Source organism: Capnocytophaga sp. CM59 (genome assembly GCF_000293175.1).
Classification (GTDB): Bacteria; Bacteroidota; Bacteroidia; order Flavobacteriales; family Flavobacteriaceae; genus Capnocytophaga; species Capnocytophaga granulosa.
Genome location: NZ_ALNN01000065.1, coordinates 1 through 23098, shown reverse-complemented (window position 1 = coordinate 23098; position 23098 = coordinate 1). Strand labels below are relative to the sequence as shown.

Annotated in this window: 18 protein-coding genes, 1 tRNA gene and 1 pseudogene; 8 read left to right on the top strand and 12 right to left on the bottom strand. The window is 39.7% G+C overall.

All coding sequences use genetic code 11. The features are described from left to right. Positions 1 to 5: 5 nt before the first annotated feature. Positions 6 to 79, bottom strand: a tRNA-Ala gene (locus HMPREF1154_RS12065). A gap of 151 nt (positions 80 to 230) precedes the next feature. On the opposite strand from HMPREF1154_RS12065, the gene HMPREF1154_RS12060 reads away from it, so the two are divergent. The 3 genes from HMPREF1154_RS12060 (at position 231) to HMPREF1154_RS12050 (ending at position 3911) form a co-directional block, all read left to right on the top strand. Continuing rightward, positions 231 to 1502: a polysaccharide deacetylase family protein gene (locus HMPREF1154_RS12060; RefSeq protein ID WP_009642888.1), complete on the top strand. Its 1272-nt coding sequence runs from the start codon at positions 231 to 233 to the stop codon at positions 1500 to 1502. A gap of 632 nt (positions 1503 to 2134) precedes the next feature. Further along, a complete protein-coding gene (gene murF, locus HMPREF1154_RS12055) occupies positions 2135 to 3406 on the top strand; it encodes a UDP-N-acetylmuramoyl-tripeptide--D-alanyl-D-alanine ligase (RefSeq protein ID WP_009642883.1) in 1272 nt (423 codons plus the stop codon). Between the two features lie 10 nt (positions 3407 to 3416). Then, a complete protein-coding gene (locus HMPREF1154_RS12050; protein WP_009642876.1) occupies positions 3417 to 3911 on the top strand; it encodes a metallophosphoesterase family protein in 495 nt (164 codons plus the stop codon). A 253-nt stretch (positions 3912 to 4164) separates the two neighbouring features. Here the strand turns inward: HMPREF1154_RS12050 and priA are convergent, their stop codons facing one another. From priA to HMPREF1154_RS12010, 9 genes are all read right to left on the bottom strand, one after another. Next, positions 4165 to 6615 (bottom strand): replication restart helicase PriA, encoded by a 2451-nt coding sequence (priA, locus tag HMPREF1154_RS12045; RefSeq protein WP_009642887.1) that lies wholly within the window; start codon positions 6613 to 6615, stop codon positions 4165 to 4167. 3 nt (positions 6616 to 6618) lie between these two features. Next, positions 6619 to 7350: a YggS family pyridoxal phosphate-dependent enzyme gene (locus tag HMPREF1154_RS12040; RefSeq protein WP_009642899.1), complete on the bottom strand. Its 732-nt coding sequence runs from the start codon at positions 7348 to 7350 to the stop codon at positions 6619 to 6621. A gap of 86 nt (positions 7351 to 7436) precedes the next feature. Next, positions 7437 to 8132, bottom strand: a complete 696-nt coding sequence (locus tag HMPREF1154_RS12035; protein ID WP_009642898.1) for a metallophosphoesterase family protein — start codon at positions 8130 to 8132, stop codon at positions 7437 to 7439. A gap of 86 nt (positions 8133 to 8218) precedes the next feature. Beyond that, positions 8219 to 9274: a DUF6892 domain-containing protein gene (locus tag HMPREF1154_RS12030; RefSeq protein ID WP_009642880.1), complete on the bottom strand. Its 1056-nt coding sequence runs from the start codon at positions 9272 to 9274 to the stop codon at positions 8219 to 8221. Between the two features lie 21 nt (positions 9275 to 9295). Further along, on the bottom strand, positions 9296 to 11116 hold the full coding sequence (locus HMPREF1154_RS12025) for a hypothetical protein (protein ID WP_034567493.1): 1821 nt from the start codon (positions 11114 to 11116) through the stop codon (positions 9296 to 9298). A 168-nt stretch (positions 11117 to 11284) separates the two neighbouring features. After that, on the bottom strand, positions 11285 to 12997 hold the full coding sequence (locus tag HMPREF1154_RS13805; RefSeq protein ID WP_009642886.1) for a hypothetical protein: 1713 nt from the start codon (positions 12995 to 12997) through the stop codon (positions 11285 to 11287). An 82-nt stretch (positions 12998 to 13079) separates the two neighbouring features. After that, positions 13080 to 13307 (bottom strand): hypothetical protein, encoded by a 228-nt coding sequence (locus HMPREF1154_RS13260; protein WP_157231287.1) that lies wholly within the window; start codon positions 13305 to 13307, stop codon positions 13080 to 13082. A 460-nt stretch (positions 13308 to 13767) separates the two neighbouring features. Then, positions 13768 to 14652, bottom strand: coding sequence for a replicative DNA helicase (locus tag HMPREF1154_RS12015; RefSeq protein WP_009642891.1), 885 nt, complete (start codon positions 14650 to 14652; stop codon positions 13768 to 13770). 156 nt (positions 14653 to 14808) lie between these two features. Beyond that, positions 14809 to 16059 carry a hypothetical protein gene (locus HMPREF1154_RS12010; RefSeq protein WP_009642874.1) on the bottom strand — a complete coding sequence of 417 codons (1251 nt, stop codon included), beginning with the start codon at positions 16057 to 16059 and terminating at the stop codon, positions 14809 to 14811. 139 nt (positions 16060 to 16198) lie between these two features. Between HMPREF1154_RS12010 and HMPREF1154_RS12005 the strand changes: the two genes are divergently transcribed. The 4 genes and pseudogenes from HMPREF1154_RS12005 to HMPREF1154_RS11990 all read left to right on the top strand — a co-directional run bounded on the left by HMPREF1154_RS12005 (position 16199) and on the right by HMPREF1154_RS11990 (position 20687). After that, a complete protein-coding gene (locus HMPREF1154_RS12005; RefSeq protein ID WP_009642878.1) occupies positions 16199 to 17131 on the top strand; it encodes a helix-turn-helix transcriptional regulator in 933 nt (310 codons plus the stop codon). Between the two features lie 85 nt (positions 17132 to 17216). After that, positions 17217 to 18674 (top strand): aminoacyl-histidine dipeptidase, encoded by a 1458-nt coding sequence (locus tag HMPREF1154_RS12000; protein ID WP_009642894.1) that lies wholly within the window; start codon positions 17217 to 17219, stop codon positions 18672 to 18674. 330 nt (positions 18675 to 19004) lie between these two features. Further along, a pseudogene (locus tag HMPREF1154_RS13445) lies at positions 19005 to 19120 on the top strand (IS1595 family transposase); the annotation flags it as partial. 991 nt (positions 19121 to 20111) lie between these two features. Then, the gene (locus tag HMPREF1154_RS11990) at positions 20112 to 20687 is read left to right on the top strand and encodes a hypothetical protein (RefSeq protein ID WP_009642890.1); all 576 of its coding nucleotides are present in this window, start codon (positions 20112 to 20114) and stop codon (positions 20685 to 20687) included. Between the two features lie 167 nt (positions 20688 to 20854). Here HMPREF1154_RS11990 and HMPREF1154_RS11985 read toward each other — a convergent pair whose 3' ends face one another. After that, positions 20855 to 21163, bottom strand: a complete 309-nt coding sequence (locus tag HMPREF1154_RS11985; RefSeq protein WP_034567491.1) for a transposase family protein — start codon at positions 21161 to 21163, stop codon at positions 20855 to 20857. Positions 21164 to 21315: 152 nt separating this feature from the next. Between HMPREF1154_RS11985 and HMPREF1154_RS11980 the strand changes: the two genes are divergently transcribed. Further along, positions 21316 to 22377 carry a hypothetical protein gene (locus HMPREF1154_RS11980; RefSeq protein ID WP_009642877.1) on the top strand — a complete coding sequence of 354 codons (1062 nt, stop codon included), beginning with the start codon at positions 21316 to 21318 and terminating at the stop codon, positions 22375 to 22377. A 373-nt stretch (positions 22378 to 22750) separates the two neighbouring features. Here HMPREF1154_RS11980 and HMPREF1154_RS11975 read toward each other — a convergent pair. Beyond that, the coding region (locus HMPREF1154_RS11975; protein WP_034567490.1) for a transposase at positions 22751 to 23098 on the bottom strand (348 nt) is incomplete at its 5' end.

The following is a 23098-nucleotide window of genomic DNA, read 5'->3' as shown; positions in this document are numbered from 1 at the left end:
AGCTGTGGAGAATACGGGATTCGAACCCGTGACCTTTTGCATGCCATGCAAACGCGCTAGCCAGCTGCGCCAATCCCCCATTATTTCAGCGGCAAAAATACAACTTTTTTCTCAAACCGCCTAATCTTTTTTCAAATATTTTTTTATCTCCTCCCCAAGGAGAATTAGTCACTTGTCATTTGTCATTAGTAATTATTTTTCGTACATTTGTCCCTGAAAAAGCAGCCGTTATGTTACTGATTTACACGGAAAAGAAAAGCCCTCGCTTTATGTACATCTGTCAGCATATCTTTGTTCATATGCTGGGGCTTACCATTGAAATTACTACCGATTTGGAGACTTTCGTCCGCTCCGACGAGAGTAAGCTCTCCTATGCAAAATCTCCTATCGGCAATGAGCTGTTTATCAAAAACTTTGGCCTACTCTACCAGAAGGGCATACAGCCTATTGAACTCTTTATGGAAGAGTGGGAAGGGTTACCTTATTTCTTTGCTACCAAAAAAGGGCACCTGCCTTTTGACATCCTCTCGGCAGCCTTCTATATGCTAAGCCGTTATGAGGAATACCTCTACCGAGATGCCTATCCCTCCTCTCCCTTTAGGGCTACCGACAGCATGGCGTACCAACATGGGTTCTTAGCACTACCTATTGTTGACCTATGGGTAGCTCGTCTGAAAACCGCCTTACAGGAGAAATACCCTACCTTGGAATTTGCTCCTCGTGAGGGAGCAACCATATCGGTGATTGAGGTACCTAAGGCTTTCAAATACAAGCATAAGGGCTTTATGCGTACGCTGCTCAGGGGGCTTACTTACCTCTTTACCTTGCAGTGGTCACAACTCTCACAGCTTTGTCGTGTAGTGATAGGAATGGAGAAGGATCCTTATGATTTCTACCAAACGCTAATTGATTATTTCCAGACACATAAGCTCTACCCTACATTCTTCTTCCTTGTGGGGGATTACAACTATTACGATCAAGGGCTTTCGTATAACAATATGAAATACAAATACCTGATAAAGCATGTAGCGGATTATGCCATTGTCTCCATCTTAGGCTCTTACGATGCCATCTCCCAACAGGAGACCATGATGAAGGAACGAGAACGTATGATCAATATTATCAACCGACCTGTTAGGCGCTTTCGTGCCAATAACAACCTACTGCCCTTGCCAGAGCTTTACCGCAACTTAGCCGACTCGGAGTTCAAGGAGGATTACACCATGTGCTACCCTACTCACATGGGCTTCCGCTCTGGCACTTGCACTCCTTATGCTTTCTATGACCTGCGTTTGGAGGTACAGATTCCCATCGTTGTGCATACCTGCGCCCTACATTGGCAGCAGATAGACAGGCTCTGTACCAAGGAAACCCTCTATGAGATAGAGATGATGAAGCGACGCACCCAAGAGGTACATGGCGATTTTGTTTCGGTATTCTCGCCCGAATACCTCTGTAAGGCGCCTAATCGTATTTCTATCTACAAGAAAGTAAATGATTAGTGAAAAGTGAAGAGTGAAAAATGAAAAGTAAAGCCAGCGAATACTTGGAGCTGAGTATGTGAGTGAAAAGAGATTAGTCTATTGTAAATCAAAAACACAAAACTTTTCTTGACTTTCGCTTTTTAAAGTCGTAAATTTGCAGTCTGAACTATGATAAAACTTAAAACAAAAAACCTATGAAGACAGTTACTATAGAATTTAACAAAGCTACCGATTTTCATATCTTTGAACCTTTGTTCAGGCAATTCAAAGGAAAAGTGCTAACGCTAAGGAAGTAAAAGCCACTATCCAAAAAAAGGAAAAGGATTTACCCATAGAAACCGCTACACCTAATGAGGAAACACATAAAGCCTTTGTAGAGATGCAAGAGAACAGACATGCTCTAAAAGGATATACCGATCTGAAACAGATGTTTGCTAATATTGACAATGAATAATACAGAGAACAATCCCTCAGAGCAGGTACAAGAGGATAAATATGTAATGATTCCCTCTACTACTTTTAAAAGGGAGGGGTAGATGAAATCCCAAAAAATAGATTAGACGCTCATTCAGAGTTGTTTGGATAGAATATTAGGTGCCATTATTCATTAGTCATTAATCATTAGTCATTAGTCATTAATCATTACCAAAGTGTCCATATTATACGAAAAATTCAAAGAATGTGCGGGAGTCGCCACTGATACCCGTAAGGACTTGCGTGATACGCTTTTCTTCTGCCTCAAGGGAGAGACCTTCGATGGCAATGAGTTTGCTCCTTTAGCTATAGAGAAAGGAGCTAAATATGTGGTAGTTGATAACGAAAAATTTGCCTCACTCCCAGAGGCGATCTTGGTAGAAGACACCCTTAAGGCCTTGCAGGACTTGGCACATCAGCATAGAAAGCAATTGGCTACCCCTGTAATTGCTCTTACGGGAAGCAATGGAAAAACCACTACCAAGGAACTGATATACAGCGTACTAAACCAGTCCTTCCGTGCACTCAAGACAGAAGGCAACCTCAACAACCACATAGGGGTACCACTGACGCTCTTGCGCCTTACCCCTGATACCGATATCGCTATTATAGAGATGGGTGCCAATCACCCAGGGGAAATTGCGGCACTTTGCCAGATAGCTGACCCTGACTTTGGCTATATCACCAACTTCGGCCGCGCCCACTTAGAGGGATTTGGCTCCTTTGAGGGCGTAATTAAGGCCAAAAGCGAACTCTACAACTACCTGAAAAAGGCTGACAAGCGAATATTCTTCTGTCAGGATAATGACTTGCAAGCGAATTTGCTCGAAGGGTATAGTCAGACCTATTCCTTTTCCTTAGAAGGCAATGAGAAAGCCTCTCTCCAACTCTCTGTTAAAGAGAGCGTGCCCTTTGTCCAACTCGCTTGGGGAGAGAGCATACTCCCTACCCACTTGATTGGCAAATACAACGCAATGAATGCCGCTGCGGCTATCTGTATCGGCCACTATTTCAAGCTCTCCAAGGAGGCTATCTCTCGTGGGATAGAGGGGTATGTACCGAGCAATAACCGCTCTCAGTGGGTCAAAAAAGACCGTGGCAACCAAGTACTTATGGATGCCTACAATGCCAATCCAACCAGTATGCACGCAGCCATTGAGGCTTTTGGTGAGATCAAGACACAACACAAGGTGCTTATCTTGGGCGATATGAAAGAATTGGGTGCTTATAGCCAAAAGGAACACCAGCAACTGGTAGATGATATTGCGGCTTCTGTATGGGATGCGGTTCTACTATTGGGAGATAATTTCTACCAGACGCAAACTAACTTTATGAAGTTTAGGACACTAACCGAGCTGAACCACTACCTCAAGCTACACCCTTTCTCTGATACCTTTTTCCTTATCAAGGGTTCCCGCTCTATGACCATGGAAAAAATAGAAATCTAAAATACTACTCGTGAAGATTTTACTCTTATCCGACACCCATAGCTATATGGACGAGGCGATTCTAAAGCACGCCAAAGAGGCAGACGAAGTATGGCATGCAGGGGATTTTGGCGCTCTCTCAGTAGCGGAGGCGCTCCAAGCCGTCAAGCCCTTACGTGGGGTCTATGGCAATATTGACGGCACCGAGATACGCACCCTTTTTCCTGAAAAGCAAGTCTTTGACTGCGAGGGTATGCGAGTGCTGATGATTCACATAGGAGGATATCCTTCCCACTATGCCAAGGGAATCCCAGAACTACTCCGTGAGGTAAAGCCCCAACTCTTTGTCTGTGGCCACTCCCATATTCTAAAGGTTATCTATGATAAGAAGTACCAGCTCCTACACCTCAACCCAGGAGCTATTGGCAAGTATGGCCAACAGAAAAGCCGTACCATGCTCCGCTTTGAGATTCATGAGGGTCATATCTCCCAAATGGATGTGATAGAATACGAAATTAATTGTTAATTGTTAATGATATAAAATAATTTAAGTTTCGCAATCCCTATAACTTACTGATTCTCCCCCCTCCTACCCCTCCTCAAGGATAGTCTGCGAATACTTGGAGCAGAGTATGTGGATTGCGTAAGCGAGTATATGAAAGTAAGTAGTAGAGGTTCAATAAGTTATAGAAGAAAAATATTTCCAATATGACAAACAAATTAGGCTATTTCAACGATTGATTCACATTGACAATTAACAATTGACAATTAATAATTATTCAAATGTCCACATTATAAGAAACCTGCACAGAACGGAAGGCTGCAACAGAGAAAAAACTCTGTTCTACTCGTAGGATATATTCCTTAACCCAAGCAGGAGAGAGTTTTGGAGGAATTTTAAGCAGTATATGCTTGATATATTCGTTGCGAATACGAGAGATAGGGGGATACTCCGCCCCTAAGACCTCCACTCCATAGGTAGTAAGCCCTAAGCGTAGGGATTCGGCAAACCAATGACTACTCTCATCTATTCGTTGTTGTTCCTTATGCTTGAAGATAATCCTAATCAATCGGTAAAAGGGCGGATAGTGAAAGTCCTGACGCTCCTGTAACTGTCGGGCAATCATCTGCTCGTAGGCACCGTCCTTGACCTGTTGTAAGACCTCTTGAAACGGATTGTAGGTCTGTATCAACACTTGGCCTACGCTATCTTTGCGCCCTGCACGACCTGCGATATGTGTCAGCAGCTGATAGCCCCGCTCAAGGGCGCGGAAATCCTGCTGATAAAGGAAAATATCAGCATTCATAATTCCTACCAATCCCACACGAGGAAAGTCTAAGCCCTTGCTGACCATCTGGGTACCGACTAATATGTCCGTCTCCCCTTTTTCTAAGCGATGGATGATTTTCTCAAAACTATATTTACCCCTGGTCGTATCCATATCCATACGGTCTATACGTGCCTTGGGAAAGAATTGCATGAGTTCTTCCTCTACCTTTTCAGTACCCAAACCTTTGGTTTGTAAGGTGTTGTAACTCTGGCAAGCGGGACAACTCACTGGTTTGACTATGGTATAACCACAATAGTGACAGCGGAGTTGGTTTTGTAGTTGGTGATAAGTCAGGGAGACATCACAATGGGGGCATTGGGGAATAGTATCGCAGTGTTCGCACTGCAAATAAGGCGCATACCCACGTCGGTTTTGCAAGAGAATGACCTGTTTGCCTTGGGCGAGGGTTTGTGTCATTGCCTCAAGAAGTGTATCGGAGAAGTGGCCTTGAGTCTCTTTTTTCTTGGTCTTCTCCTTCAGGTCTATCAGCTCTATTTGAGGCGGTTGGGTACCGGCAAAGCGCTCTGTAAGCCTTACCATACCATACTTTCCTATTTGGGCATTGTAATAGCTCTCTGCCGAAGGCGTAGCCGAACCCAAGAGGGTTTTCGCCCCATGTAAGTGAGCCAACATCAGCGCTACATCGCGTACTTGGTAACCACCCTGTCCTTCGGCCTGCTTGTAGGAAAGGTCATGTTCCTCATCTACAATCACCATACCTAAGTTGTGGAAAGGCAAGAAGACTGCTGTGCGTACCCCAAGGACAAATTGGGCTTTCTCTTTTTGAGCCAATACATTATTCCACACCTCCACCCGCTCATGGGTAGAATATTTGTTGTGGTAGACACTCATTTGGTCTCCGAAGAAGTGCTCCAAACGGTTTGTTAGCTGTACACTAATACCTACCTCAGGCAGCAGGTAAAGCACCTGCTTCCCTTGAGCGAGGGTTTGTTCTATGAGTTTGCTATAAATCTGAGTTTTTCCCGACGAAGCTACTCCATGTAGTAAGACCGTTTTTTTCTCAGCAAATGATGCCTCTATCTCCTGTAGAGCTTTTTCTTGGGCAGGACTAAGAGCTAAGGTATCACTATCAGAGGCAAAGGATACCCTATCCAACGCCTCGGTATAGACTTCCAACACCCCGTAGTCTATAACCTTTTTGAGTACCGCTGTGCCCACCTCTGCCTTTTCCAAAAGCATCTCAGCTGTGATAAGAGATTGTTTTTGGGCACGTAAGGCCACAAAAGCCCAAAGGAGCTTTTGCTGGGCTTTGGTTTTGAGTATATCTCCGTCCAAAAGCGCATTGAGTGCTTCTTTTTCCTGATAAGTAGGAGTAAGGCGGAGGTATTTCTGGAGTTTAGGTTGGTATTTCTCAAAGATTTTCTCACTGAGTCGTACTACCCCCTTTTCTATGAGTGTCTTAAGTACTCCTATAGGATTTTTCTTTTGGAGTATTTTACCCACTTCCTTAGTAGAAAGTGAGGAGGCCTGTCCCAAAGCCTCATAGACCAAGAACTCATCATCGGAAAGGGTGTCAGTAGCCACCGTCTGTTCGGTACGCTCCACCATGGTCTCACTCTCCAAAAGCAGTGAGGAGGGCATACCTATCTTGAGCAACTCACCAAAGCTGCCAAGGTAGTAACTACTTGCCCAAGCAAATAGCTGTAGTTGCCGTGGGGAGAGTACAGGCGCCTCGTCCAAGATAAACTCAATAGGCTTGGTAGGATACGAGGGCGTATGCTCATGCACTTTGATAGTAATAGCCGTATAGATTTTAGATTTTCCAAAAGGCACCACCACCCGCATTCCAGCTTGTAGGAAAGCGGCTTGCTCCTCATTGACCTCATAGGTAAAGGCTGGGCGCAATGGCAGGGGAAGGACTACATCTATATAGTGCATGGGCTATGCTTTCTGCTCGTTCCAATAGTAGCTATCAGGGTAGATGCGTTGGCCAAAAATAGCCGTCCCCACCCTAACGATCGTGGCGCCTTCGGCTATGGCGATCTCCAAGTCGCCACTCATCCCCATAGAGAGTTCATAGGGCTGCACATCAGGGAGATTTAGAGCGATGATCTCTTGCTGAATACGCTTAAGCAACTGGAAACACTTGCGTACCTTATCCTCTTCGGCACTGAAGAGGCCAATGGTCATCAGCCCCCTAATATGTAGGGTAGGCAACTGAGCTACCTGTCGGGTGAGTTCTAAAGCCGCTTCGGGTGCTACACCAAACTTACTCTCTTCGCCAGAGGTATTTACTTGGATAAATACATCCATTTCACGTCCTGCTTGGGAGAGCTTCTGGTGCAGCTTCTCGGCCAAGTCGTAGCGGTCAAGGGATTGCACACAGCTGACCTCATAACGGAGGATTTCCTTGATTTTATTGGTCTGTAAGTGACCAATAAAGTGATTGGTATGCGGGGTTGATTTTAGGGCTTCGTATTTTTCCTTAAGTTCTTGTACTTTGTTCTCTGCAATGAGGGTATAGCCAGCCGCTAACGCTTGCTGTATGCGTTCAGGACTTACCGTTTTGGTAGCCAAAAGCAACTTGACTTCCTTAGGGTCTCTGCCTGCTGCCTTACAAGCCTCGTCAATGCGCTGTTGTACATGCTTGAGATTTTGTATGATAGTATCCATTTGAATCTTGAGTTTTAGGAAAAGCAAAAATACAAAATTAATGACAAATGACAAATGACTAACGATAAATTATTCGTCACTAGTCACTATTCATTAACGGCTGCTTGCCAATATTCCTTGGTCTCTATGTCCATGATCGTAAGGCGGCTATTGAAGCCTGCACCTGTGTCAAGGTTCCACACATGGTGACGGCACATAGGTTGGTCTGTACCATAGAGAAGTGTGGGGGTATGCCCTATATAGATTTCCTTATATAACGACAATCTTTTGGGGTAATATGGATCAGTGGGAGGCATGTCTTCAGGGGTAGCAACAGCTAACTCCCAAAGCGTTCTATCCCAATAGAAGTTTTCTGTGAAAAACTCATGTGCCACACCCCCACGATCGGTAAAGCCAGCATGTAAGAACAGGCGATTTTGCCCATCTAAGAGGTAGTTCCGAAGAGATTGAAGGAAGCGGATATGTACCTCTTTCTCCTCCTTAGAGTAGTGCTTATAAGCCTCTTCGGTAGCCTTGCCCCCATGGGAACGCCAAAGGTCGGACATGGGTTTGCCTAAGAGAAAATCGCAGCATAAGGCATCATGATTTCCTCTTAGATAAATCACTTGGTGAGTTTGTTGCAGGGCAATAAGCTTGTCCAAGACCTCAGGGGTATGCTTGCCCCTATCGGCATAGTCTCCTAAGAAAATCAGTAGGTCATCGGGAGTAACTCGTGCCCGTTCCAAGACCTCAAGTAGCGCTGCATAAGCACCATGTATGTCCCCTATAACAAGTGTCCTCATAAGAATAGTGAAAAGTGAATAGTGAATAGCGAATAACGAATAGTGAATAGCGAATAACGAATAGTGAATAGCGAATAACGAACTAATTAGCTCATTGACTCATCGATGAATGATATGCCTTTTTCTTTACATAAATTTTTCACCTGCTCAGACATAAGGATAGCCGTGCCGTCAATGGTTTTTAGATTAGGTACCTGAGAGATATCCTCCTCGGTAAGTGATTCGATGTCAAACACATCGTCCTCTCCGTCCCAAAAAGGTATCAACTGTGCATATATTTCATTGCCCCCATCAAAATAGAGTTCTGTAACCAAAGCCGCCAAGGAAGCGGGAATGGGCAAATCCATAAACCATTTCTTTACCTCAGGAATGACTTCAAAGTAATAGTCCTCTGGGTCTATGTCACGCTCGGTATAGTTTTCACAGAAATCATATACGTCAAACTTGGGTTTTAGCACCTCTTGGACATACATCAGTTCCTGTACAACTGCTAATTTAAAATTAAAGTTCTTAAACTGCACACATTTTTCTTCTGTCAAGGGGAAAGCCCACTTGTTGGGATCTTTCTGCTTGCTTGAATCAACTTCATTAGGGATATAACTCACCTCATAATCACGAAAAGGCATCGCCTCTTGTGCGACACGCTTTACTATTGCTTTCTTAGAAAGATCTTCAAGGTCATTACTTAGCTTTTCGGTATAGAGACAGCTCACACTCCAACTATCTAACGCTATATCCATCCCAAATGAATCCATACTTTGCTCTTTGGAGATATAGAACAAAGGAGATTTTCCTGCTATGGTAAAGTTCCCCGTAAAGAGTCCCTTAGGGCGTAGGGCAAAGTAATCAAAGGTTACCCTACACTGCCAATCCTTATCCTCCAGTACCCTACAGGCAAGCGTGGCTAAGGTTCCGTCCTTTTTCTCAAAAGCATAAAGCCCCAAGCTGTCCCATAGGTACATAGCGCTATAAGGGGAATCCTCATCCGTTATAGGAGTTATCCGAGGTTTGCCCAAGGCTTCTGTAAGGCGAGACACAGAAAACTCTAACAGAAGTTCGTTATTGATGAGCAGCCCTGAGTTGCTGACGTCTATAGCTATTTGTTTTTTAATTATTGACCCTAAAAAATTCTTTATACTCATGAAATTTAGAAACAACTTACATTATTTGACCTTCACCCAAAAATATTCGTTTTCTTTAGTAAAAAAGACATGCCATTGTCCGTTGATCTTAAAGGCTTTTAGGCAACTTGGCGTATTTTCACTTGACATCTCCTCTACAGGGAAATACTGGTATAACAAGATACTTTCCCCCTTTAGGGCCTGTGTATCTTTGTCAAGGCGTTGCATCTTTAGCCCGCTGAAAAAGCGATCATAATACTCATAAAAAGCCACAACAGACTCTTTGTCCTGCTCCATAATTCGGGTGTCATAGATATCATCTGACGAAGATACACTATGCTTTTGGGAAGGAGAGGCAATAGAGTAGAAGTCAAAAGTATCATTAGCATCCATATCTCCATAATACTGCTTTTTTCCCCAGCTTAGATAAGTAGTTCCCCACTCAAATTGCTTTCCTAAAAGGGTCTTTTCAAGTAGCTTGGTAGCATTGCACTTTAGGAAGTAGACTCCCTTTTCTGTTTTCAACTGAAATACAAAGTCATCTGTCGCTCCTATGGCAATATGTTGTGTGCGGTGCTCTAACTGCTTAGGATGCCCCAGTAAAGGGTTGAGCGGTATCTTCCCCTCTATCTTACCTGTTTTAGTATCGAGCGTCATCACTTGAAACTCCTTTGTATCTATTTTTTGCACAAGGGAATACATACACTTAGCAGTGGTGTAGGTCTGTACAATATGATACTTAATATCACGATAAGAAGCCTTACGATAGGATTTGTTAGGCTCAGGGACGACATCAGCAGAGGCTATCTGCTGGTAGAAGAGAGAATCATTTACCCTTTTAGGAACATATTTTGCCCAGACAAAATGACTATTAAGCGTATATAGTGTATCTCTTTGTGCATAAAAAGTCTCAAAACCAGTAGCATCAGGCTGCTCTTTCGAATAGATACGTCCTCGTTCTACTTTGTCATTTTGAACATCAAACACCAAGAGTTCTTGTCCTGAATAATACTGAGGTCTTTCGTCAAGGCTATATACTTTCTGAGTCTCTTTGTCCAAAGCATAGAGCCTATAGCTGTCAATAGATTTCTGAAAAGATTCTATATGAGCAGGTAGGTTTTTGACCAAGGGAAAGGAGTAGTTTTGGAACTGTTGCCACCATTTCCGCCAAGCTTCTTGGGTAGGGTTTTCTGGTAAAGGTACTATATTGCTTAGAAAATAGCTTAGTGAGCTTAACTTTTCTTGGGCTAACTCACTCATTAGCTCTTGTGCCTTAAATTCGTCGTAACCTCCGACCTTTTTCCCATCCTTATCCACTCCGTCCCAAACTATTGTTCCTATAGTAGTTACTTTTTGTTTGCTAGACAAAGCCTCTATCCATTGGGGTATATCCCGAAAGTCATCATTATTGTTAATCTCTTCATAGTAGATAGGGATTCCTTTTTTGATTTTCTCCATAGGGGATAAGGGCAGTTCTTCAGGATAAGAGATCTCTACTTTATTTCCTCCCCTATCTGTATAGAAAGCCTTCTTCGTATAATAGACATCAGGCGCATTAGGAATTGGGAGTATCTCAAAAGAAATAGGGATATCGTACTTGTAGGTAATTTTGTCCCCAAAGAGAGGAATCAACAAGATATGAGAAGTCCCCAACCTCTTAGCATCCAAGGGGCTGAGCTTAAGAAAATAGGCGCTATTCTCAAGAAAATATACATTACCTTTCTCTAATACAAAGAGTGCCCTTCGGATATTGCCATAGAGGTTAATCGTGCGATACTCCTGCTTGAACTCACCTGTAACCATCAACTCTTGTGCCAAAGCCGTACAGCTGAAGAAGAAAGTCAATATTATATATCTTATCATTGTTCTTATAATTGAGTTAATAAATTTTTATTATTGTTATAGTTTTTGTATATTTTTGAATAGGTGAGACAGTGTCTCGCTTATTTGAGCATGGGGCAAAGATAATGAAAATTCCCCTAACTTGGTAGAGGAGTTAGGGGAATTTTTAGGGGAGAAGCAAGCACTTTCTTATAAGAATTTCTTAGCTTCGCTAGCAATAGCGGCAATAAGCTCACCACTAAAACTATTGCTTAGTTGGCGGGTATGGATAAGAATACGCTTGTTATCTTTGCTAAAATGTAAATTATACCAATATTTACCTACTTGTATTGTTTTTCCTTCCCATTGGACATCAAAGGTTTGTTGCATATCGAATTTGTATTTTATTGGATAATCTCCAGCTGCTACAATCACAATAGGAAAGTCCTTAAAGAAAGGCAATGCAAAGAGAGGCTTACGCTCTTCTATAGACTGTTGTCTGAGGGCTTCTATCTCCTTGTCATTATAACTTTCTTTGGTAGGATAATCGCTAAGTTCGGTGATGAAAAACTCCTTTTGGAAATTGATTTTTTTGAGCTTTTCTCCTTGTAAAAAGAGCTGTTCGTAGAGCTTTTCATACTTTGTATAGGTATCACTGGTACCTCCATTATAAGGTTTTCCTTCTTTCCTTATATCCTTTTTATTAAACTGATTGCCATAGGCATACAATGGATTTTCATCGGAGATAGGGCGCTCCCCATCATAGTTAGGCACTTCCCCTGTGGAGAGGATATGCTCCCATTGTGCTACATTGCTCTGGAGAAGTTCCTCTTTTTTCTTCTCCAAATGGTCTGCAAGGTCTTCCTTAGCCACATGTGCCGCTTCTTTACCTATTACCAATACTTTCCCATTAGGGTTTCCATACCCTACAAATAGGTTGTTTTGTTTGCAGTATTGTACTACTTGCTTGAATTTCTCTGTGTACATATAATTTAAATCTTTTAAAATATTACATTCTTTTCTAATGATGTGCTTAGGTATTCCATTTCGATAATAAACTGTCTCCCACGAACCATTTTCAAAATAAGTACGAACATATTTCTGTATTTCATTACCTTTCTTATCATACAGTGTACAAGAAAAGACATTTTCATCATATTTATCAGATCCTAAAAAGTCATCAGGTTCTTTTTGGTACTCAATATCTTTATAAATAATCACACTTTTTTCACCATCTTCACTGATGGTAGTGCGTTCTATTTTCCCTTCAGAAGATTTGTAAGAGACTGTTCCCCAAATATAGGGTTCTGATTTCTCTTCATCATAAGAGTCGCCGTCTATTGTTTTAATATTTCCTTCCCAATTTCGGATATATTGCAAAGGTTTCCCATTTTTATCATATTCCCATTCTTCAGTATCACCACAGAGATCTCTTACTCTGCGTTGAAGAGAACCATCCTCATAATAAACAAACTTTCGGCTATGCACTATCTTATCAAACATAGAACAGCTCCACTGCACCAATCTTTCTTCTGCATCATATTCAAAGGTGAAAAGAACCTTTTTGAAAGAATAGGTATCTAAAACAAGTGATGTCATAAGACCTCGCTTGTCATAATTTTCCACTCGTCTAAAAAAACTGAAGTTCAGGAATTTATGATAAGACATATTAGATATTTCTTTTGGAAGAGATGGAGAACGAGGGCTACAACGAATCACATGTACCATATAATCTATCGTTTCCCCAAAACAGAAAGGCGAATGAATCTCATCTACACTCAAGAATTTTCCTACTTTAACCGTGTTATCTTCTGTCTTTATGGCTTGGTATTCCTTGTAACTTATCTCAACGGTTTTACCTGCAAAGAATTTGTTGGCCGGTATCTTTTCTATATAAAGAGAAGCATCTTTTTTAGTTAACATATAATTTTTGTTTTTAGTTATTTTTTGACTATTTCTTATCAAAGAAGAGGAGGTTACTTCAGGAGTAACCTCCTCAGTTGTTTTAACTTCGTTTGTACCAAGAGGTACCATTGTTATTAGAATAGTACAAACCTTTGTCAGTTTGAGCTAAAAGTTCATTTCCAGAAACTAATAAGTCCTGAAAAGTAAAGGAGGTTACTGTGTAACGAGGGTACCAAGTGCCTCCATTGTTGTTTGAACGTTCAATTTTTTTTGCATTAGTGGGACAGATACGAATAAGCTCTTTTCCCATAGTGACCATTAAACTCATAATTACAGTTTTTTAGTATATGCCTACTCTAAAAGGTTTTCGGCTTCCCCTATTTGTTTCTTTAGATAAAAGGTTGCGGGCATCCCGTTTTGCTTAGCTCGAAGCCCGACCAAAGGCAAGTGTAAAGCAAAAGGAACGCCCGCAATACGCAAGCGCTTCCACTTTACTTTCCTACACTTTTTAATATTGGTCGTATTTCGAGCTAGAAAATAAAAGCGAAACGTTATTATATGTTATCTATTTCTGTACTGTCAGTTTTTCGTATAAATTTTATTAATTTGCTGACAAAGATACGAAATTATTTTTATACTAACGCCCTTTTGCTGTATTTTTTATTTTTACAGTCAATCGTATTTAGAATACAAATGAATAGAATGAGAGATTATTCTTCACCTACTCTTTTTCAAGGGAGAATTGCCTCACATACTCCCGCTTTCGTGGATTTTGACCCTACAGCTGCTCACACTAATTTTTCGCAAACCATTTTTGTTTGACTATAATTCTTTTCCAAGTCTGAGAATTTTCCTGCTTCCCATCGTAAATAAATACTCCTCAAAGTATTTTGGTTATAGTGCTTTGATAAAACAAATTCTGCCATTCCTGCAGTAGGTAGATGCCCCTGCTCATCCCATTCAGAGATATTATAGTATTCAGGTCGGTAGAGAAACAAAATAACATCGGCATTTTCTTCAATGCTAATATCTTTAAAATCACAAAGCTGAGGACGTTTATGTTTTGTAGGATATTCCAATCTGCGTGAAACCTGAGCTAAAGCAACAATAGGAATATTTAATTTTCGGGCGAGTTCTTTTAATTGCTGAGAAATAACAACCTCTGTTTGTTTTTTGTTTTCTATTAATTGCAAATAATCAATAACAATTAATCTAATATCGTGCTCAATAAAGAGTTTTTCTGCTTTTTTACAGATATTATCTACAGAGATATGTTGAGTGTCATCTACATATATAGGAGCATCCTCAAGTTTGTCTATATAAGTATTGAATATTTTTCTTTCTTGATCATCTAATATGTCTGTACGCAGTTTATCTATTGTTAAAGATGTTTGCTGAGAAACAAAGCGTGTTAGTAATTGTAAAGAACTCATTTCTAAAGAAAATAAAGCTACGGGTATATTCCTTTCTACAGCTATATGATGTAACATAGACAATGCAAAAGCAGTCTTTCCCATAGCAGGACGTGCTCCAATAACCACAAATTTTCCTCTTTCCCATCCTAAAATTAGAGCGTCAAGTTCTCTAAAACCTGTAGAAATCACATTGACCTCGTCTCTCTTAAAGTCTAATCTATTAGATAATTTTTTTATTGCTAAATAACTTCCTTCCATTTGATAATATTTTTAAAATAAATATGCGGGCATCCCATTTTGCTTAGCTCGAAGCCCGACCAAAGGCAAGAGGGGGGCGACTGATAAAGATACGAAATTATTTTTATACTAACGCCCTTTTGCTGTATTTTTATAGTCTATCGTATTTAGAATACATCAGTCTTCTAATACCCTGTATTCTTTCCTGACTATATAGCTGGGTTTTCCTCCTTTATAAAAAAGGGTTTCCCACTCTCCATTACTGAAGTAAGTACGTACAAATTTCCGTTCTTCCCATCTATATCGTTCAGATATAAAACTAAAAAATATATTCTCATCATATATGTCATAAGAACCCATCCTTCTAAAATATTGACTCCCTAAGGAATCTGGCTCTTCTGAGTATTCAATATCTTTGCAAATAACGATTTCTTTCTCCCCATTATCATCTATTCTGGTACGTTCTATTTTGTCCTCAAAATATTTGTAGTATATGGTCCCTACTCGCACAAAACCTTGATAATGTTTGTAATCAAAAATATCTTTTTGAACTACCCGACCTTGTTCATTAAAAAAAAGAACATCCTTTGATCCATCTCGATAATACTGGATTTCTTGCTTATAAATGACCTCGTCTTTATAAAAATTGATAAACAACTCAGAAATACACCAATTATCACCCTCATCTTCTGGGTTAAATATATCACGACAAGGATAATTAGACTGTATCTTATTGTCTTTTTCATCATACAGAAAAGATATCCCATCTCGAAGTTTATTGTCTTTATACCACTTTATTTCTCTTAGTTTTCCTTTTGAATTATAGGTATATTCAAATCTATCAACTATTGTCCCTTTTTCTTTATAAGCTATCATATTCCCTTTTTCATCATATAACCATTCTTGCGTACTATCTGAAGCCAGTGTGTCAACTATTCTTTTAAGCTGTGCATTCTCACTGTATAGGAACTGGCGCGTACAAGGGACTTGACCTGAGATGGTAGCTGTCCATTGTGAGAGTTGGCTGTTCTCATGGTACTTAAAACTAAAAAGAATATTCTCTACTTCATAGCTTGTTACAAGCCCCTTATCATCATAAGTAGTTATCAGACGCTTAAATTGATAAAAACGGGGAATCTCTTCAGAGAGCTTTAAAAAATCTGTTCCTTCTACAAGAAAACCTTCTTTTTTCATCTCTTCTATCATTTTACGATATTCTTCAATGAGAGTAAAGATAGGTTCAGGTGAGAGCTCTGTATAATTGTTAAATTTACCCAAACAAACATTACCATTCTCATCTATTGCAATGTCGTATTCCTTGTAAGAGGTTGCTACTTTTTTACCTGCAAAAGAGATGTTAGGTTTCATTACAGGAATGTAAGGTATTGAGGCTGTAGTGAATCTTAATCCTTCATCTTTTAATTTCATCGTTGTATGTTTTTTTAGTGAGTGCCTACTCTGAAAAGTTTTCGGCTTCCCTTGTTCCTTTAGATTTCGGGGCAAAGGTAATCCCCCAAATGAACATTACTTGTCGTTTTGAAAAAAAATCGTATTTTTGTGAAAAAAAATGACTACTGTAGTTATTTTCCTTAGACACCAGTTTATTATCCAACAATTACGGATTTATGGTGCTTTGTCTTATGAAGAAATAAATAGTAGATACAAAGATAGATTCAAAGACTCCTTCGAACCACGTACATTGCAACGAGATATCAAGGATATTGAGTGTATCTATAAGATAAAAATCAAATGTTTCAAACGCTTCAAATCCGATAGTGTCTATAGAATTGTAGAAGAAGGAGATGCTTCTGTAGAGGATTTGCTGGAAGCCTTTGATGTATTTCAAGCTTTTCAAGAACATGAAGACAGTTATCGGTATGTAGTGTTTGACCCTCGTCAATCATCAGGCACTCAACATCTTAGTTTCCTGATCAAAGCCATTATACAACAGAAACGAATTGAGTTCCGTTACCAAAAGCGTTATCCCCCTAAGGAGGTATTAACTCGTACTATAGACCCCTATCTGCTTAAAGAGTCCCAGCGCAGGTGGTATCTGTTAGGAATGGATATCCAAAAGGAACAATGGCGGATTTTTGCTCTTGACTGTATGGAAGAGCTCGAAGAAAAAGGACGTGGAGCGCATGATAGGGAAAAGGCAAAGCAAGCACAAACCTTCTTTGATGATAGTTTCAGTTCGTGGGTAGGAGACGGACAACTAAAAGCCGAGAAAGTTATCCTATCCTTCAGGAGAAACGAAAAGGATTCGTTTTTTACACCGAATCCTGCCGAATACCTTAGAGCCATGCCTTTGCATCGCTCTCAGGTATTTATCAAAGATACCCCTGAGGAGATTGTTCTCTCGCTACAGATCAAGATTACTCCCGACTTTGTCAAGGAGATTCTCTCCTATGGGGCGCATGTGAAGGTGGTTGCCCCTGAGCACTTGGCCGAGCGGGTCAAAAGTGAGATAAAAAACGCGCTACAGCTCTATGATAATTGAATAAAAATTCGTAACTTTGCGTGCCTTTTTATTCAAGACAAGCCTCAAGAGACTTGTTAAGTATTAATTTTTAATCTGTTTTATAATGAGTACAACCATTAGAGAATTAGAACCAAAAGAGGTATGGAATCGCTTTGCGGACATCAACGCAGTGCCTCGTCCCTCCAAAAAAGAACAAAAAATCACTGCCTTCATGGTGGATTTCGGTAAGAAATTGGGTCTTGAGACCACTTCCGATGCCTATGGAAACGTGATTATTCGAAAACCTGCTACGGCTGGATTAGAACAGAAAAAGCCTATCATTCTCCAATCTCACTTGGATATGGTATGCCAAAAGAACAATGACACGGTCTTTGACTTTGACAATCAAGGCATAGAAACTTATATAGACGGCGACTGGGTACGTGCCAAAGGTACTACCCTAGGGGCAGACAATGGTATGGGCGTGGCTGCCATTATGGCTATCTTGGAGAGCAAAACCATCGCGCACCCTGCTCTTGAGGCGCTCTTCACCACTGATGAGGAAACAGGTATGACAGGTGCTCAGAAGCTTAGCAATGATGCCCTCAAAGGAGAAATCCTCCTAAACCTTGATACTGAGCTAGACACCGAGATAGAAATCGGTTGTGCAGGTGGGATAGATGTTTCCGCTTATGCAGACTACAAAGAGGAAGCTACCCCTTCCGATGTTGTGGCTTATCACATAGTGGTAACAGGACTTTTGGGTGGACACAGTGGTATGGAAATCCACTTAGGTCGTGGCAATGCCAATAAGATTATGAATCGTGTCCTCTTCCATCAATATGAAAAACATGGGCTACGCTTGGCACAGTTGCACGGTGGCGGCTTGCGCAATGCTATTCCTCGTGAGAGTGAAGCCATCGTAGTGGTGCCTAAGAAAAACCAAGCGGCTTTTGAAAAAGAATTCAAAGAAAACGCCGAACATATCTTCAATGAACTACAACCTGTAGAGACACAGCTCTCTATCTCCTTCAAAGAAACCAAAACTCCTGAAAAAGTGATGGAAGCCAGCGCACAAGTGGCTTTCCTTAGAGCTGTAGCCGCTGCTCCTTGTGGGGTGTATGCTATGAGCCGTAGCGTAGAGGGCTTGGTAGAGGCCAGCAACAACATCGCTAACATCAAGGTAGAAGCAGGTAAAATAGCTGTACTCTGTATGACCCGTTCTTCTGTGGAGAGCAGCAAGCAGGACTTGGCACATAGCCTTGCGGCAGCCTTCGAATTGGCGGGCTACAAGGTTGAGTTTACTGGAGCTTACCCAGGTTGGGAGCCTAACCCACACTCCCCTATTCTACAAGTCTTGAAGAAAATCTATGTACGTTTGTTCCAAGAAGAACCGAATGTAGCGGCTATCCATGCAGGATTGGAATGTGGCCTTTTGGGCGAACACTTCCCTCATATTGACATGATTAGCTTCGGTCCTACCATACTTGGTGCGCACTCTCCTAACGAAAGAGTAAGTATCAAGTCTGTACAGAAATTCTGGAAATATCTTTTGGAAATTCTGAAGAATACACCAGAATAGTGACTAATGACCAATGACTAGTGACCAATGCCTAGTGACCAATGCCTAGTGACTAACGACTAACCGATTAAGATACAATAAACTCACATCTCTATAGAAGACTACGCTAATCAAGGAGTTATCTTAGCTAGCGCATGTGTAGAGACGTGAGTTTATTGCGTTTTGTTCGTGGAAATTACAGCGTTACGCTTAGTTGTTGCATCATTCTCTCGGTGAAAATCCGTGTTTCACATACCCAGCTGTGAGCACTCGCTGGCTTTATGGGAGAAAAAATATAATTGAGGTGTCAAAGTATTTTTCATATATTTGCACTCTGAAAATGAATGTATTATGGAATTATTTAAGGGACAAAGCCTCTTAGAGTTACTGAACGCTTTAAAACAGACTTAGATTGCGAAGAATATCTAGCTTCTTTAAAGTGGGAAGATGGATATTGCTGTCGCAAATTACGAGGTATATATTCTTGGGGTTTAGAATTTATAGTCAAAAAGAAATGGTTTGCGAATTTATCAAACGGAAATTGAGAGTTAGAAGTGACTCTAACTCCTTTTTATAAGTATGTATATTATCAAAGAAATTCCTTATAGCATCTCGGAATTTTGTCTTGTTCCGATAGAAACCCGTATTGATTACTTTTTTTCGTAAGAATTTCCACAAGCGCTCTATTAAATTGAGGTTCGGAGAGTATGGGAGAGCTAAAAGCTCTTTTTATAGTAGGCACGAGCTGCAAGAAACGCGCCAATGGGGGGTGAATAGCGAAAAGTGAAGAGTGAAAAGTGAAGCTAGCCGATACTTGGAGTTGGGGGGTATGTGGGAGAGCTAAAAGCTCCTTTTATAGTAGGTACGAGCTGCAAGAAACGCGCCAGAGGGGGAGAATTTTGAAATAGATGAGTATTCATATAAAATTGAATAGAATATGATTGTTTTACAATATACTGTACTGATAAGTTGCCTTGCAGGGTATGCGATAACATTCGACACAAAAATCCCTAAGAAGACATTTATGTTTATGAATATATTTACATTAATAGTTTGTGTAATATCAATAGCTGAAACGTATTATATAGAATGTAATACTGAGAATGAAACTACAATCCCCTTTTTGCTTATTTTTGCTGTAATTGTTCCTTGCATAATTACATTGATAACATTTCTATCTTTATCAATATATTTATCAAGCATTACAAAAGAGAAAAAATATTTGTTGAAAAGTATTCTTATATGTTTAGCTTTTGTAGTATTATTAATTTATACACCAGAACTACTAATTTTATTATTCAATTTATAAGTTGGTAGTTGAACCTGCCCTTTCAAAATAATTGAAGTAAATAACATCTATTTCTAATATTTCTGTTGGTGACAGTGTTAGTTCCATAAACAGTGCAAAGATAATAAATCTTTTATTTATTCGCAATCTAAATTTGTTTGACTGTAATTATGAAAAAAGTATTGTTATTTTCACTCTTTTTTACGACTATCGTATATTCACAACAAGATACAATACAGATAAAAGAGCATGATATAACTTATATCCATAAAGAATATCCTAATGAACAAGAAAATGTTTTACACTTCAAACATGGAACATATTACTACGCTCTATGTAAAAATCCCAATGAGAGATTAGAAGGTTTTTATAAAGTAATCATAGATGATTACTCTTTTTATACTTGTCTCTTTAATCAAGGTCTAAAATCACCAAGTAAAGGAGATGATAATAATATTATCAAGTATTATAGAAAAAAACAACCAGATGCAAAATATGAGATATATAAATTAGATATATATTTTCCTATATTTATTACAAATAATGAAACATATTATACGACAGATGATTTTAGTTGTAATAATAGAAAAATTATAGTTCGCAATGTATATACTCATTCAAATCAAATATTTGATACCTATCAAGTAAAACAAAAAATTAAAAAAAAGGATATAGAATGGACATTCTATAAAAAAAGTAAAGGAAAATTTTCTTTTCCAAAAAAGAATATTTGCGATTGCCCTTAGAAAATCAATTTCTCTCACACGAACTCTCTAAGAGAGTGAATAGCGAAAAGTGAAGAGTGAATAGTGAAAAGTGAAGAATGAATAATCCCCCTAGCCCCCGAAGGGGGAACAAGCGAAAAACGAAAAGAGAAAAGTGAAAAGCGAAGCTAGCGAATACTTGGATCTGGTTATGAGAGAGAGCTAAAAGCTCTTTCTATAATAGGCACGACCTGCAAGAAACGCGCCAGCGGGGGATTAAAGGTATCGTGAGTAGGCATTCTGCTAACCTTCAATTCTTTCCCAGAAAGTTTAGTATATAGATTTCTTAAGTCTTCGCTATGGATATTAGCATAATCTTCAATTTGCTCCCAATCATCACATCCTGATATAGTTGCATATAAGCTTACCAATAATATCAACCCTAAAGGATAATCAATTCTTCCTTGAACTCGTGGGTCTTTTACAACTGCAATAGCATTCCAAATTTCTGCACTCATAAATTTATTCCTATTTTTTAGCAAATATAAGAATAATTATGATAATCAGATAATTAATTTAAATTTTGATGCGTTTGACCTAATAAAAAACAGCAAAGAGGGGCTTCTCTCAAAATAAATGCTTACCTTTGCCGCACATAGCAAAACACTCTATGAAATACATATCCAAAATACAAATAGCACTTTTCCTGTCTTGCTTGATGATAAGCTGCTCTCAAAGACCAGAACCTTCCAATCCTTTCTCCGATTGGGAAAAAGAGCATCTTCGCGGCAGAGTAAAACAACTCATCACTTATCAGCAATACAAAAATGATACCTTGCCTATCATCTCAGAGTACGATACCTTAGGGCGTCTTACCTTCCGCCAAGATCACTTCAATGATGTGTTCTTTACTAAAGAAACCTTCATCTATCAGTTCCCTATATGTATCTGGGATCCTCCCTCTTATTCGAAAGATTCCCTAACAGGCCAAGACCAGATGGAATACCACGAAACTTACGTTAAAGATTTCTTAGATACACCCCTGCAAGGCAGCTTAGATGTGTTTTTCTTGTCTGAAAATCGTATCATCACCCGCAATGATGACGGACAAATAAGCCATATTGCCTATCAAGAGGGCGAAATCGTTTATTTTAATTACCAAACCAAGAACGGTAAACAATACTGCACCGAAGTCTTCTTTAATAATGGTGAAGAGGTGATCTTCTCCCTAAAAATTGATTATGACGACAAAGGTAACCTGCAGCGCTTGCGTTCTTTTGGCGAGAAGAATACCTTAAGCTTAGAAATAGGCTACACCCCCGATAGGCAGATCAAAAGCATTGCTAACTACGATAAAAACCAACTAAAAGAAGGAAAACTAAAAGAAGAAGAAATATATCACTATAATGATAAAGGACAATTAATCAAGGAAATAAAATATGGTCATCTTATAATAGAATATCAATACAACGATAAAAATCAAGTAGTTGAAGAAACCGAATACAACACCAAGTTCCCTAAAGACCAACCTGTAAAGTCTCGTTACCAATACACCCCACAAGGCGATATTAGTCGCATAGAAAGAATCTATAAAGAAGAAGACAATACCACAGCAACCTCCGTAACTACCTACCGCTACAAGTACGACACTCAAGGTAACTGGACCCTAAAACAAACCTACAGGGATGGCAAATATATCGAACACCAAAGTAGAAAAATAGTATATTATTAGCAATGAAAAAACTTTTCTTGTTAGACGCCTATGCGCTCATCTTCAGAAGTATGCCAACCGTAGGGTTTTAGCGACACAAAGTTTGTAGTGAAAAAATACTACCTGAACGAACGCAGCGTGCGATTATACGAAGTGAAGATGGAGATTTTTTCAGCACATCTAAATTCTCTCCTTTACCCTTGCCCTCCCTTGATGATGTTTAAAGTGGCATCTATCAGTCGCACGCTTGAAAGCATGTCAGTCTTCTGACGCCGTTTGTTAAGCCATAAGTTGCCGTCAAAAAACGATTGTAGATAGTTCTTTCTAAGATTCTAAATGTCAACAAAGGCAAACCTCGTCAGACATCTGCCTTTGGGTTGATAAGCTATTATAGTCAAAAAGAAATGGTTTGCGAATTTATCAAACGGAAATTGAGAGTTAGAAGTGACTCTAACTCCTTTTTATAAGTATGTATATTATCAAAGAAATTCCTTATAGTATCTCGGAATTCTGTCTTGTTCCGATAGAAACCCGTATTGATTACTTTTTTTCGTAAGAATTTCCACAAGCGCTCTATTAAATTGAGGTTTGGAGAGTATGGAGGCAAGAAAATTTGCTTGATTCTATTATCTTCTACCCAGTTTTGAAGTTCTTTATTGTGATAGTAGCGAGCATTATCGGATATAATATAAATATTTTGAGGTGTCAAAATAATCTCATATATTTGCACTCTGAAAATTAA

Bases quoted from the DNA above. Each gene is read 5' to 3' on its own strand.
- HMPREF1154_RS13260 (WP_157231287.1), bottom strand. From the start codon at position 13,307: ATGAGTTTAATGGTCACTATGGGAAAAGAGCTTATTCGTATCTGTCCC.
- HMPREF1154_RS12005 (WP_009642878.1), top strand. From the start codon at position 16,199: ATGACTACTGTAGTTATTTTCCTTAGACACCAGTTTATTATCCAACAA.
- HMPREF1154_RS12040 (WP_009642899.1), bottom strand. From the start codon at position 7,350: ATGGATACTATCATACAAAATCTCAAGCATGTACAACAGCGCATTGAC.
- HMPREF1154_RS12000 (WP_009642894.1), top strand. From the start codon at position 17,217: ATGAGTACAACCATTAGAGAATTAGAACCAAAAGAGGTATGGAATCGC.
- HMPREF1154_RS12025 (WP_034567493.1), bottom strand. From the start codon at position 11,116: ATGATAAGATATATAATATTGACTTTCTTCTTCAGCTGTACGGCTTTG.
- HMPREF1154_RS11980 (WP_009642877.1), top strand. From the start codon at position 21,316: ATGAAATACATATCCAAAATACAAATAGCACTTTTCCTGTCTTGCTTG.
- HMPREF1154_RS12015 (WP_009642891.1), bottom strand. From the start codon at position 14,652: ATGGAAGGAAGTTATTTAGCAATAAAAAAATTATCTAATAGATTAGAC.
- HMPREF1154_RS12030 (WP_009642880.1), bottom strand. From the start codon at position 9,274: ATGAGTATAAAGAATTTTTTAGGGTCAATAATTAAAAAACAAATAGCT.
- HMPREF1154_RS13805 (WP_009642886.1), bottom strand. From the start codon at position 12,997: ATGTTAACTAAAAAAGATGCTTCTCTTTATATAGAAAAGATACCGGCC.
- HMPREF1154_RS12035 (WP_009642898.1), bottom strand. From the start codon at position 8,132: ATGAGGACACTTGTTATAGGGGACATACATGGTGCTTATGCAGCGCTA.
- HMPREF1154_RS11990 (WP_009642890.1), top strand. From the start codon at position 20,112: ATGAAAAAAGTATTGTTATTTTCACTCTTTTTTACGACTATCGTATAT.
- HMPREF1154_RS11985 (WP_034567491.1), bottom strand. From the start codon at position 21,163: ATGAGTGCAGAAATTTGGAATGCTATTGCAGTTGTAAAAGACCCACGA.
- priA (WP_009642887.1), bottom strand. From the start codon at position 6,615: ATGCACTATATAGATGTAGTCCTTCCCCTGCCATTGCGCCCAGCCTTT.
- HMPREF1154_RS12010 (WP_009642874.1), bottom strand. From the start codon at position 16,059: ATGAAATTAAAAGATGAAGGATTAAGATTCACTACAGCCTCAATACCT.
- HMPREF1154_RS12060 (WP_009642888.1), top strand. From the start codon at position 231: ATGTTACTGATTTACACGGAAAAGAAAAGCCCTCGCTTTATGTACATC.